Here is an 11,716-nt window from a genome sequence, read left to right as displayed (position 1 = left end):
CAGATCGGCCGACGAGCGGGACAGGTTCCGTTCCAGGCGGCGGGCGCCGGCGAGGGTCGTCTGCAGGTTGGTCACGTTGTTCACAACCGCTTCGAGCGGCCCGAGCGCTTTGCCCAGCAGGATCGATCCGGCGATCATCGCGCCGCTGGTCAGATCGCCGATCAGGACCAGGTGCGCCCCGACGGCCAGCATCGCGGATTGCAGGAAGATCCGAAAGGTTCGTGCAGCACACAGCAGCATCCAGGCGCGCTCGTCGGCTTGCACCTGATTTCTCAGGGAGGTAGCGCGGAACTTGAGCCAACGGTTGTCAAACCCGTCTTCCAGCCCAAGCATGCGCTGCGCACTGCCAGAATCTTCTGCGGCTTGCAGCGCTTTTGACCAGCGTCCTTTGGCCCTGCTTGCGTACCAGGTCGGGCGGCGTGTGATCAGGCGCTTGATCATGGCAAGGCCCGTGATGATGGCCGCTGCGACAAGGCCAAGCCAGCCCATCATGGGGTGAAAGACGAACAAGAGCCCAAAATAGAACGGCATCCAGGGCAGATCGAACAAGGCCAGTGTGACGGGCGACGCCATCAACCGCTGGATCCCGTCAAGTTCCCCCATGGCCGTGGTGGGGCCCCAGTCCTGCCCGTGGCTGACATGTTCGCGGCCAACGATGTGAACGCGATCTTCCATCCGCCGACGGAAGCGCGCAGCGCAGCGCACCATGATCATGCCGCGCACCGTGTCGAGCATGTAAAGGCAGCCAAACAGGAAGCAGACAAGCACAAACAGGGTGACAAGGGTTTCCGGCGACTGGCTGCCCAGAACGCGGTCATAAACCTGAAGCATGAACAGCGGGCCCGTCAGCATCAGCAGGTTTATGAAGAAGCTGAACAGAAACACGGCCGTCAGCGTGCCCTTCATCTCGCCGATCGCCCCAAGCAAAGTCGACGGCGGCCGACCCCGCCCGCTCGCCAAAGACGGACCTCCAGATATATCTGGCGTAAAGACCGGTTGAGAAAGCGACATAAATAGTCCCCATCCGAAATGACCAAGGCAACAGGCGCCAAATAGCGGCTAAGAACTTTGTAACATCTGCCATGGGTTGAGAGCATTTCCAATTACGTCAGTCTGTGATGCGCATTTGGATGGTTAGCTAACTTTTGGAGGTATGGTCACAGGAATAGGTAAGTGCCAGTTATAGCGAAAGTATAGGATGGGTGGCCTGCGAAGGGCTTTGGTTGCCAACACCTGGTGATCAGTTCAATTCATCCGCTTTCGAAAGGGCTTCCGCCCCAATCGTCGAGTGAACGCCGCCCGCGCCATTCCAACTCAACACATACTTTGCTCGGAGCTAAGGAGCACATGCAGGCATTTCTCGGAACGTTGCATGGCTTGCGTCCAGTGCCAAAGACGCGCACGTTTCTCTTTATCGTTCGCTAAGCGCTTGTTTTAGAGCGTCAAATGCACTGGACAAACTATTTCGGGGGCAGGCGATGTTAAGGCGAGCGAAGCCCGCGCCTTGCTGTCCGAAGGCAATCCCTCGCGTGATGGCCCACCCGGCATCTTGCCTTAAAAAAGAGGTCAGCGCATCGGGTGCCAACTCCAGTCGCCGAAAGTCCAACCACACAAGAAAGGTGCCCTCTGGCTCAATCAAATCGACCTCGGGCATCTGGGCGAGCCGCATCCTGACGAGGTCAAGATTGCCTTGCACATACGCCAGAGCCGCATCCAGCCACGGCCCTGCATGGCAATAGGCCGCTTCCATCGCGACAGACGCAAAAGCATTGTTCTTGTTCACAGTCAGGCGGCTGTTCTCAGCCTGCAAAGCTGCACGCCGGGTCGCGTCAGGAACAATCGTAAACGCGGAACAGCACGCCGCAATGTTGAAACTTTTTGCTGGCGATAAGCAAGTGATCGAATTGCGGGCGTCCGCTTCGGAGAGTGACGCAAAGGGCGTGTAGCTGTGCCCCGGAAATGTCAGATCGCCGTGTATTTCATCAGAGACCACCAAAACGTCATGGCGGCGCGTTATCTCTGCGAGACGCAAGAGTTCTTCATGGGTCCAGACACGTCCGATTGGATTGTGAGGGTTGCACAAAAAGATCATGCGCGTCTTGGCGTCGGCGGCAACACGCTCCAGCCCGTCGAAATCCATTTCGTACCGGCCATCGCGCAAGATCAGCGGGTTTTCGACCACGCATCTGCCATTGTCAGAGATGATGTCTGCGAAGTCGAAGAACACGGGCGGCTGAACGATGATGCCGTCGCCAGGACCGGTGAACGCATTGACCGCCATGGCGAGTGCGTTAAGCACATTCGGGGCGCGCAGGACGTGATTTGGATCCACCGACCACCCGTGCCGCCCCTGCAACCAAGAGGTCAAGGCAGGCATCAGGCCATCTGGCACGGTTTCATACCCGAAAACACCGTGCGCGACTCGATTTTGCATCGCCGCTGTTATGCAGGGGGCCACCCGGAAATCCATGTCAGCGACGCCCGCCGGAAACAGGTTCATCCCATCCTTTCCCAAGACGATGGGATGATGTTTCAGGGCGGGTACTTCGCGGCGGTCGATACACGTATCGAAATCGAACTCAGACATCAGCAGATCCTTTCAAAAGATCGTTGGAAAGGCGCAATCGAAACTTTCCAAATTGATGTTGATCCCGGCCACCGTTGTCACCAGTTGCAGGCGCAGTTCCGTCCATAGACATGGGGCCGTGACCGGGTGTCATGTCGTATCCTCCAGTAGATTTGCGGCAGCAAGAAAAGATCTGAGACCCGCGCCGCGTCAAGATGCGTGCGTTTTTAGATATAATGATACACAGCAGCGCACCGGCGCTTCATTATTAAGTGTTATCCAGCGGCAGAAGCTAAAAAATCAGGCGCGTTAGAAAATGCTTGTCTTTCCGTCTGCCGCGGTTAGCCTGCCTCACCGGGAGGAAATACAAATGAAAACAATGAACAAACTTTTGTCTGGCGCAGCCGTTCTTTGCGCTTTCGCACTGGCAGGTCCAGCCGCCGCACAAGACTGTCCGCGCGGTGATCTTGATGATCGCTTTTGTGACGTTGATGGTGATCTGATTGCAGATACACCAACAGACCCCGCCGATCTGGTTGACCCTGACACGTTGGTCTTTGCTTATACCCCCGTCGAAGACCCTGCGGTCTATAAGGAAGCTTGGTCTGATTTTCTAACGCACTTGGAAGCCGAAACAGGGAAATCGGTTCTGTTTTTCCCCGTGCAGAATAACGCAGCCCAGATCGAAGCGATGCGGTCCGGGCGTCTGCACATCGCGGGCTTCAATACCGGATCAAACCCGCTGGCCGTAAACTGCGCTGGTTTCAATCCGTTCACCATCATGGCGTCAAAGGACGGCAATTTTGGCTACGAGATGGAGATTATAACTTATCCCGGCTCTGGCATTGAAAAGGTCGAGGACATCAAAGGCAAACAACTGGCCTTTACATCGCCGACATCAAATTCAGGTTTCAAAGCGCCAAGCGCGATCCTGAAGGGCGATTTTGACATGCTGCCCGATCGGGATTTTGAGCCGGTTTATTCGGGCAAGCATGACAACTCCATCCTGGGGGTCGCCAACAAGGATTACATGGCAGCCTCTATTGCGAACTCGGTGAAGTCCCGGATGCTAAGCCGTGATGTCATTACCGAGGATCAGGTCGTGACGATCTACAAGTCGCAGACATTCCCAACCACGGGCTTTGGCACGGCGCACAACCTGACCCCAGAGTTGAAAGAAAAGATCCGCAATGCGTTTTTCAACTTCGAATGGGAAGGCACTTCGCTTCAGGCGGAATTCGAGAAGTCAAATGAAGGTCAGTTTCTTCCAATGACCTACAAAGAATTCTGGGACGTGATCCGCAAGATTGATGCGGCAAACGGTGTCAGCTATTCCTGCGAATAAACACTGATTTGGTGGGTCTTCGGACCCACCTTTTCCATAAAAAAACTTGAGGTGGGGAGGCTTTCATGCTGCGGCTTGAGAAGCTTGTGAAGACTTATAAAACAGGCGATCAGGCATTGAAGGCCGTTGATCTGAACGTACCAGAGGGTCAAGTTCTGGCGTTGATCGGCCCGTCGGGGGCTGGGAAATCCACGCTCATCCGATGCATCAATCGGCTGGTTGAACCGACATCGGGCAGTGTGTTTCTGGGCGATGTTGATCTGACCCGTTTGTCCATGAGTGCGCTGCGTCGGCAACGCAGGCGAATGGGCATGATCTTTCAGGAATATGCTCTGGTCGAACGCCTGACCGTTATGGAAAACGTCCTGTCCGGCCGTTTGGGCTATGTTGGTTTCTGGCGCAGCTTTCTTCGAAAATACCCACAATCCGACGTAGATGAAGCCTTTCGCCTTTTGGACCGGGTTGGTCTGGCACACATGGCAGATAAGCGTGCGGACGAATTGTCTGGCGGCCAAAGGCAGCGGGTTGGCATTTGCCGCGCCCTCATTCAAGATCCAGCTCTTCTGTTGGTTGACGAGCCGACGGCGTCGCTTGATCCCAAAACCTCGCGCCAGATCATGAGATTGATCTGCGAGCTGTGCAAAGAACGCGGGTTGGCCGCGATCATCAACATCCATGATGTGGCGTTGGCGCAGATGTTCGTGCAGCGCGTGATCGGGTTGCGCTTTGGGGCTGTCGAGTTCGATGGGCTGCCAGAGGGTTTAACGCCCGAAGTGCTGACAACAATCTACGGTGAAGAGGACTGGGAAGCGACGATCGAAAAGGTGGATGAAGACGAGGCGTTGGCATGAGCGAGTTGAACGAGCTTGTCGGCAGACCTTGGAAGAAACCGCCATTTGTAAAACGCGCATGGCTTCGCTGGGCAATGGTCCTTGGGTTTGTGGCCTATCTGATCGCCGCCTATTTGACGATCGAGGTCAATTGGGCGCGCGTCTACGAAGGTCTGGAGCGCGGAAAGCAGTTCATACTGGCTTTTGCCAACCCGGACTTCGCATCTCGCTCTGGTGACATCTGGGACGGCATGATCGAGAGCATCATCATGACTGTTGCCTCGTCTGTTGTTGGGATCGTCATCTCGATCCCTATCGCTTTGGGGGCTGCGCGGAATATCGCGCCTTTGCCCGTCTACTTGATCTGTCGGTCCATAATTGCCGTCAGTCGCGCGTTGCAGGAGATTATCGTGGCGATCCTTCTTGTCGCCATCTTTGGCTTTGGCCCGCTGGCCGGCTTTTTGACACTCAGCTTTGCGACCATTGGCTTTCTGTCCAAGTTGCTGGCCGAAGATATCGAAAGCATGGATCGGGTTCAGGCCGAGGCGATCAAAGCCTCTGGCGCGAAATGGGCCCAGTGGATCAATTATGGCGTTCAGCCACAAGTAATGCCGCGACTGATTGGACTTTCAATCTATCGCCTGGACATCAATTTTCGCGAGAGTGCAATTTTGGGCCTTGTCGGCGCTGGCGGCATCGGGGCCACGCTGAACACGGCGTTTGACAGGTACGAGTATGATACAGCGGCAGCGATCCTGCTTGTCATCATCGTTATTGTCATGGCGCTTGAGTACCTGTCGGGCATCATCCGCGAAAGGGTGCAGTAATGCCGGTTCGGGACTTGAAAGGGCGACAGGTCTGGCAGCGCCGCACCGGTCGCGAAAGCCTTTTGCATTGGGTCATGTGGCTCATCGGCGTTGCTGTTTTCGCCTATTGCTGGCAACAGATTTCCGCCTCGACCACTTGGTTTTTTGTGTGGGATGCGCCGCGTATTGCCAACGATATCTGGACCCGCGCAACACCGCCCCGCTGGGAGTACATTACCCAGTTGGGCAAACCGATCTGGGATACGCTGAACATCGCCACGCTCGGAACGATTTTGGCATTGATAATGGCTGTGCCGATTGCCTTTCTTGCGGCGCGAAATACAACGCCTTCAAAGTATGTTGTGCGCCCCATCGCCCTGTTGATCATTGTGTCGACCCGGTCGATCAATTCGTTGATCTGGGCCTTGCTGTTGATCGCGATCATCGGCCCAGGGGTCTTTGCAGGCGTGATCGCCATTGCAATTAGGTCAATCGGCTTTTGTGCAAAGCTTCTCTACGAAGCCATCGAGGAAATCGACGAAACGCAGGTCGAAGCCATAACCGCCACAGGCGCATCGCGCTGGCAGGTCATGGCTTACGGGATCGTGCCACAGATTTTACCCGCATTCGCCGGCATTGCCGTCTTCCGTTGGGATATCAACATCCGCGAAAGCACGGTGCTTGGGCTGGTCGGCGCAGGCGGAATTGGGTTGCAACTGTCGTCCTCTCTCAACGTGCTTGCATGGCCTCAGGTGTCGCTGATCCTGCTGGTGATCTTGGCCGCAGTGATCATTTCAGAATGGGTGTCTGCAAAAGTGCGCGGCGCGATAATCTAGGGTGTCTGAATTTTGAACAGTGACGAGGCCTTTGCAGCCTATGAACGCATCCGGCATCGGCTTCCAACGGCTCTCGCCGGTGGGGCCTGTCAGCGCGCGCCTGATCTGGATGCAATCGCGCCGGATGTGGACACGTTCTTGCTGGATGCCTTTGGGGTTCTGAACATCGGCGAAACCGCAATTTCAGGCGTACCGGACCGGGTGGCACGGCTGCAAAAAGCGGGCAAACGTGTGTTGGTGGTGTCAAACGCGGCCGGCTTTCCACATGCAAATTTAATGGAGAAGTACAAGAAACTTGGGTACAACTTCGATCCGGACGACGTGATAACGAGCCGTAAGGCAGTGTTGCATGCCCTTGCGTCCGAGCCAGACAAACATTGGGGCCTCATGGCCACGGAAAGCCTTGGGCGCGCGGACCTAGACCAAATCAACGCGACATACCTTGCCGAAGACCGCGCCACCTATGACGCTGTGGATGCCTTTCTTCTGATCGGCAGCGCGGTCTGGACAGAACAGAGGCAAGCCCTTTTGGAAGCGTCACTTCAGGCAGCGCCGCGGCCGGTCTACGTGGGCAACCCAGATATCGTTGCGCCGCGAGAGTCCGGGTTTTCGGTTGAACCGGGGTACTTTGCGCATCGCCTTGCGGACCGCACGGGCGTGCAACCGCAGTTCTTCGGCAAACCGTTTGCAAACATCTATGACCTGGCATTCGCGCGACTAGATACGCCTGTGCGATCGCGGATCGTTATGGTCGGGGACAGTCTGCACACAGATATATTAGGGGGGCAGGTGGCAGGGCTGAAAACGGCGCTGATTGCCAATTTCGGGTTCTTTTCTCAGGCGGATGAAAACGAAGCCATTCGTCAATCGAGTATATTTCCGGACTTCATTCTAGTGCGGCCATAGGGGATGGGGCACGGCAACCCAGTAGGTGAGGGAAAGCCAATACCACTGCCGGGCACTGCGTCAGACACCGCCCTACGACGGTTGTCGTCGTAGGGGCGGGCATCAGCACCGGCACTAAAGTCACGGCACTCTGCGTTTCAATCGACGATCGTCACCCTGTATCCGATCCTCGGGAAGTGAACACAGAGGTTACCAACGTCGGGGTCTTGTCGGTGAATCGTGATGGAATTGTGATCGGCCGCGAAGACCGCGCCTTCTACGGGTTGCTCGCCGCCATCAAGATCAGGCGATACAACAACCCTCATTCCCGCCTTCAACCCTTGTGGATCAAGTGCATCAACGGACGGGACAGCATCAGGTTCACTTTGGGTCGCCGCACGGATCGCATCCTCAGGCGACATACTGACAGCCGTTCCGTGACCGATGTCCGCGACATTCTTTTCCCACCGTTCCAAATGCGCAAACTCTGACAGAAACACAGGTCCGTTGTTCCAGCGCCCGCGAAGAAACCACACTAAATGAAAGAGCTGCGCATCAATTGCAGCCGGATCAGCGCCCAGAACGAACCTGCGGCCATCAGACAATTGTCCATTCACCCAGTGCAATGGCCCGCGCATCTGCGCTGCCAGATGTGGCAAGTCCGCGTTTGCAGCCTTTAATCCCGCCGCCCAGTCAGGGCCAAGATACAGGCGGCCACGGTCTTCTGCGAAGTCCTTGGGAAGGTCCTCTCCGGCTGAACCGAGAACGATTTTCACCGCCAGATCAAACATGGTGCCGTCTGTCCATCGGCTGAGAGCCCAAATCAGGCCCGCATCTGACGTGGGAAAGAACGTCGGCGATGGAAAACGCCGCTCCAATTCATGAAGGATGCATTGAGTGTCACAATAAATGTCGGCGCCGATTTGCATGACCGGTGTGCGGCGATAGCCGCCAGTCAGTTTTGTCAGCATCGGCTTCGGAGCGAGCCTTGGAATTTCCACATCGCGCCAAGACAAGCCCTTGATTCCAAAAGCGACCCGCGCTTTTTCAGCAACAGGGGATTGAGGGTAATTGTGCAGAATGATCTCAGGCGAGGCGTGGGTCATGCAGCGAACTTTCCGTTAGTCTAGTCGAGGAGTTCCAAGGACTTTCTTGATGTATGCATAACGTTTGTAAGGCAAATGACAAATATGACTTTGCGGGTCGGCGTGCCGTTACCGTGTCGGAATTATGGAAATGCTTGGACTTCTTGGTGTGGGCTATTTTGCGATAATATGAGAACGATTTCGAAAGGATCGAAATGGATGCGTGCCGTGCTGACACGCATATGCCGGCATATCTATCGCTGGGTTCGGCAAATACCGCTGCTGCCGCACCTTCAGGAGTTCTGGAGACCGGGAAGCCGCGCTCAGATCATGGCCCAATCTGTGAATTCATAAGTTTTGACGGGTGCCGGGCTTGGGCGGCGGTTCAGCGAAGGCGCGGTTTGACGTGGCTGGCTCTGATCATTTTTGCTAGGCATTGGGACGCTCCGTTGTGCTTTGTGTTGCTGTTTCTGTCCTTCATTAACTACCATTTTGATTTCCCAAAAAGGATCCCCACCTCGGGATAGGTCGGCGCGCAATCGGCTAGAAGTTTCTCAAAAGAATAGGGCTTGCAACCCCGCCGCATCGCGAAGTTATGGCGTCTTGTCGACGGCTGCTGTTACCGTCATCACACCTAATCTGGCCACCGCTCCTCAAGGCTCACCCCCGGCGTCCAACGTGACCGAAGGTGCCCTTGAAACCCCTGCGGATTGCGGTTCGCCTCGGCATTGGGTAGAAGGCAAGTTGTTACGTACCCAAGCCATCCGGCACCGGGATCAGTTTCATCCCCCGACCGCAGCTTCACGTCAGTTCAGATAAACACCACGGGGTCACATGTCCGTTTCCATGCTTTCCACTTTTGTAAAACCGATGCATCCGGAAGGACGACGCTTTGTTGCCATTTCCGCGGCTATCACGGCTGTCTTGTTCATCCTGTGGTCCCCTTTGGGTTGGATCGGCGTTGGTCTGACGGTTTGGGTTTATTACTTTTTTCGAGATCCCGAACGGGTGGTCCCAACCCGCGATAGTGTAATGGTCTCGCCTGCGGATGGTATCGTCTCCCTGCTTGAGCCAGCAGTGCCGCCGGCCGAACTGGGGCTTGGTGAGACTGAACTGCTGCGAATTTCTGTTTTCATGTCGGTCTTCAATTGCCATGTGAATCGTCTTCCAGCGGCAGGTCGGATCGACACAATCGCCTACACGCCGGGCAAGTTCCTGAATGCATCGCTCGACAAAGCTTCTGCTGATAACGAACGCAATGGTCTTGCTATCGCGCTTCCTGACGGTCGGCGATATGGCGTGGTGCAGATCGCAGGGTTGGTCGCCCGCCGCATCCTGTGCTGGTCCAAAGAGGGCGATGAAATGGCGCGCGGCGACCGCTTTGGGCTGATCCGGTTTGGCTCTAGATTGGATATATACCTGCCCGACGGTGTTACGCCGCTTGTCCGGATCGGCCAGACGATGGTGGCAGGCGAGACTGTGATTGCGGATTTGGCTGGCGCAACGGAAGAGGCGTAAAGCATGGTCGGTCTGACCCCTAAACGCGGTGCGCGCGGCGACCAAGCTGCTGTGCCTATCCTGATGCTGCTCCCGAACATGATCACGCTGATCGGGATGAGCCTTGGCCTCACGGCGATCAGGTTCGCCATCGAAGATCGCTTTGCGATGGCTGTCACGCTCATTCTGATGGCTGGGATCGCCGACTTTTTTGACGGGCTGGCCGCACGGCGTTTGAAAGCCGAGTCGCCCATGGGCGCGCAACTCGACTCTCTGTCTGACTTCCTGTGCTTCGGCGTCGCCCCAGCGATTATCGTGTATCAGGTCCACCTGACCGATTTGGGCGCATTTGGCTGGATGTTCGCCCTGATCTTTGTGGCGGCTACATGCCTCAGGTTGGCGCGGTTCAATGTGACTGCGGGCAATGACAATGCTGTTTCCGGACCTAAACTGCACTTTACCGGCGTCCCTGCGCCAGCAGGGGCCTGCTTGGGGCTGATGCCGGTCTTTTTGTCCTTGTCCGGCATCATCAACTCTGGTGACGGGGCGGTGGCTGTTTCGATCTGGCTTGCATTTGTGGGGCTCTTGATGATCTCGAAACTCAAGACCCCATCGCCGAAAGCGGTCAGAGTACAGCGCCGACTTATTCCGGTCATTCTGTGCGCCACTGCCATTGTGATTGGGCTGATCTTTACGCGGCCATGGCTGTTTCTTGTGCTGATCAGTGCCGCCTATCTGGTGCTGGTGCTTGTTGCGCTGATCCGCGCCCGTGGGTCGTTTCTGGGCTAGGGACCAGTCCTCGGCAAACGGGGAGCGCCGTGTCAGCTTGCACTGAATTTTGCCGGTAGCGTGATAGTACGGGACAAGAACCTCAACGCCGCGATATCTGCCGCCCAGCCAATTCGTAGATATTCCATTCTTCGCGGCACCGCAGTGCAGAACGACCCCTTACGTCGCGGACGTTGACTTCGCGGCCAAACGGCTCACACTCATTAAAGTAAGCGCCGCTTTTTGCCGCGCCTCACAGATTTTGTTCATGTCATCCTTTTGGAAATTGGCGGGGCTTCGAATGCTGGGAAAATCCATTTTGTTTTTGGCATGCGCCGCCCCGTGTGTTTCCTCGGCGTTGGACCTGCAAGAAACGGGACGCTATCAGCTCAACAGACCGGCCAGCTTGGAATATGACCCGACCTTTTGCGGATTGTGGATAGCCAACGAAGGCCCCGAGGCCGTGCTTGTGACCCTTCACGGTGACGAGTTGCGGCGCATCAGCAGCGATCTGTTTCGGATAAAGGCAATCGCCATAGAGGGCGACCACCTTATCGTTGGCGATGGCTTTGGCGGCATGCAGCGTTTGAGCAAAGACGGGGAAGCCTTGGGCGCGCCGTTCGAACTTGAAGGCGAATGGGCCGATACCGAAGGCATTGCTGTGTCGGCAAACGGGGCGTTGGTCACCGTCGAGGACGACCCAGAGCGGCTGTCGTGGTTTGATGCCAGTGGCAAATTGATGGAGCAAATCAACACGATGACGCTGTCACCACCACTCAGCGAAGCACAAGGTATCGCCATCGACCCACGCACAGGCCACCTGTTGATCGTGGATGATTGGGAAGGATCCAACAGCCTTTATGAATTTACCGCAGCCGGTGAGTTGCTTGCGCAAGTCAGCTTGCTGGAGTTCGGCACAGACCCTGAAGGGATCGCGATCAGACCCGGTTCGAACCAGTTGTTCGTTGCCTTCGATAGCGGGGCAGAGATCGTCACGTTCGATTATACGCCAACCTTGCCGGACGGTGCGCCGCCGCTAAGCCCCGGTGCCGATTGCATGATGTTCTGAAACACATACGTTCCCCTACACACCATTCG

The 11,716-nt window shown here is 56.1% G+C and carries 10 protein-coding genes and 1 pseudogene; 8 read left to right on the top strand and 3 right to left on the bottom strand.

The features are described 5' to 3' along the window. Together E2L05_RS12800 and E2L05_RS12795 are read right to left on the bottom strand one after the other, a co-directional pair. Positions 1-1,011 (bottom strand): annotated as a pseudogene (locus E2L05_RS12800) (type I secretion system permease/ATPase); the annotation flags it as partial. A gap of 400 nt (positions 1,012-1,411) precedes the next feature. Beyond that, positions 1,412-2,587, bottom strand: a complete 1,176-nt coding sequence (locus tag E2L05_RS12795) for a MalY/PatB family protein (RefSeq protein ID WP_133343297.1) — start codon at positions 2,585-2,587, stop codon at positions 1,412-1,414. Between the two features lie 349 nt (positions 2,588-2,936). Here E2L05_RS12795 and phnD point away from each other — a divergent pair, with 349 nt between their 5' ends. The 5 genes from phnD to E2L05_RS12770 all read left to right on the top strand — a co-directional run bounded on the left by phnD (position 2,937) and on the right by E2L05_RS12770 (position 7,289). After that, positions 2,937-3,911: a phosphate/phosphite/phosphonate ABC transporter substrate-binding protein gene (gene phnD, locus E2L05_RS12790; RefSeq protein WP_133343296.1), complete on the top strand. Its 975-nt coding sequence runs from the start codon at positions 2,937-2,939 to the stop codon at positions 3,909-3,911. Between the two features lie 65 nt (positions 3,912-3,976). After that, complete coding sequence (gene phnC / locus E2L05_RS12785; RefSeq protein WP_133343295.1) at positions 3,977-4,762, top strand: phosphonate ABC transporter ATP-binding protein; 786 nt, start codon at positions 3,977-3,979, stop codon at positions 4,760-4,762. Beyond that, positions 4,759-5,568, top strand: a complete 810-nt coding sequence (gene phnE, locus E2L05_RS12780; protein ID WP_133343294.1) for a phosphonate ABC transporter, permease protein PhnE — start codon at positions 4,759-4,761, stop codon at positions 5,566-5,568. The genes phnC and phnE (E2L05_RS12780) overlap by 4 nt, the downstream gene beginning before the upstream one ends. Further along, complete coding sequence (phnE, locus tag E2L05_RS12775; protein ID WP_133343293.1) at positions 5,568-6,383, top strand: phosphonate ABC transporter, permease protein PhnE; 816 nt, start codon at positions 5,568-5,570, stop codon at positions 6,381-6,383. The genes phnE (E2L05_RS12780) and phnE (E2L05_RS12775) overlap by 1 nt, the downstream gene beginning before the upstream one ends. A gap of 12 nt (positions 6,384-6,395) precedes the next feature. Then, positions 6,396-7,289 carry an HAD-IIA family hydrolase gene (locus E2L05_RS12770; protein WP_133343292.1) on the top strand — a complete coding sequence of 298 codons (894 nt, stop codon included), beginning with the start codon at positions 6,396-6,398 and terminating at the stop codon, positions 7,287-7,289. A 137-nt stretch (positions 7,290-7,426) separates the two neighbouring features. On the opposite strand, the gene E2L05_RS12765 is transcribed toward E2L05_RS12770, so the two are convergent. Continuing rightward, positions 7,427-8,374, bottom strand: coding sequence for a glutathione S-transferase family protein (locus E2L05_RS12765; RefSeq protein ID WP_133343291.1), 948 nt, complete (start codon positions 8,372-8,374; stop codon positions 7,427-7,429). Positions 8,375-9,187: 813 nt separating this feature from the next. Here E2L05_RS12765 and E2L05_RS12760 point away from each other — a divergent pair. From E2L05_RS12760 to E2L05_RS12750, 3 genes are all read left to right on the top strand, one after another. Further along, complete coding sequence (locus E2L05_RS12760) at positions 9,188-9,871, top strand: phosphatidylserine decarboxylase (protein ID WP_133343290.1); 684 nt, start codon at positions 9,188-9,190, stop codon at positions 9,869-9,871. 3 nt (positions 9,872-9,874) lie between these two features. Continuing rightward, on the top strand, positions 9,875-10,639 hold the full coding sequence (gene pssA, locus E2L05_RS12755) for a CDP-diacylglycerol--serine O-phosphatidyltransferase (RefSeq protein ID WP_133343289.1): 765 nt from the start codon (positions 9,875-9,877) through the stop codon (positions 10,637-10,639). A 280-nt stretch (positions 10,640-10,919) separates the two neighbouring features. Then, positions 10,920-11,687, top strand: coding sequence for a hypothetical protein (locus tag E2L05_RS12750; RefSeq protein ID WP_133343288.1), 768 nt, complete (start codon positions 10,920-10,922; stop codon positions 11,685-11,687). Positions 11,688-11,716: the final 29 nt, after the last annotated feature.

Source organism: Meridianimarinicoccus aquatilis (assembly GCF_004358675.1).
Lineage (GTDB): Bacteria > Pseudomonadota > Alphaproteobacteria > Rhodobacterales > Rhodobacteraceae > Meridianimarinicoccus > Meridianimarinicoccus aquatilis.
This window is presented reverse-complemented; position numbering and strand designations above follow the sequence as displayed.

Coding starts and splice junctions, on each gene's coding strand:
- E2L05_RS12795 (WP_133343297.1), bottom strand. CDS start 2,587: ATGTCTGAGTTCGATTTCGATACGTGTATCGACCGCCGCGAAGTACCC.
- E2L05_RS12750 (WP_133343288.1), top strand. CDS start 10,920: ATGCTGGGAAAATCCATTTTGTTTTTGGCATGCGCCGCCCCGTGTGTT.
- phnE (WP_133343293.1), top strand. CDS start 5,568: ATGCCGGTTCGGGACTTGAAAGGGCGACAGGTCTGGCAGCGCCGCACC.
- phnE (WP_133343294.1), top strand. CDS start 4,759: ATGAGCGAGTTGAACGAGCTTGTCGGCAGACCTTGGAAGAAACCGCCA.
- E2L05_RS12760 (WP_133343290.1), top strand. CDS start 9,188: ATGTCCGTTTCCATGCTTTCCACTTTTGTAAAACCGATGCATCCGGAA.
- pssA (WP_133343289.1), top strand. CDS start 9,875: ATGGTCGGTCTGACCCCTAAACGCGGTGCGCGCGGCGACCAAGCTGCT.
- phnC (WP_133343295.1), top strand. CDS start 3,977: ATGCTGCGGCTTGAGAAGCTTGTGAAGACTTATAAAACAGGCGATCAG.
- E2L05_RS12765 (WP_133343291.1), bottom strand. CDS start 8,374: ATGACCCACGCCTCGCCTGAGATCATTCTGCACAATTACCCTCAATCC.
- phnD (WP_133343296.1), top strand. CDS start 2,937: ATGAAAACAATGAACAAACTTTTGTCTGGCGCAGCCGTTCTTTGCGCT.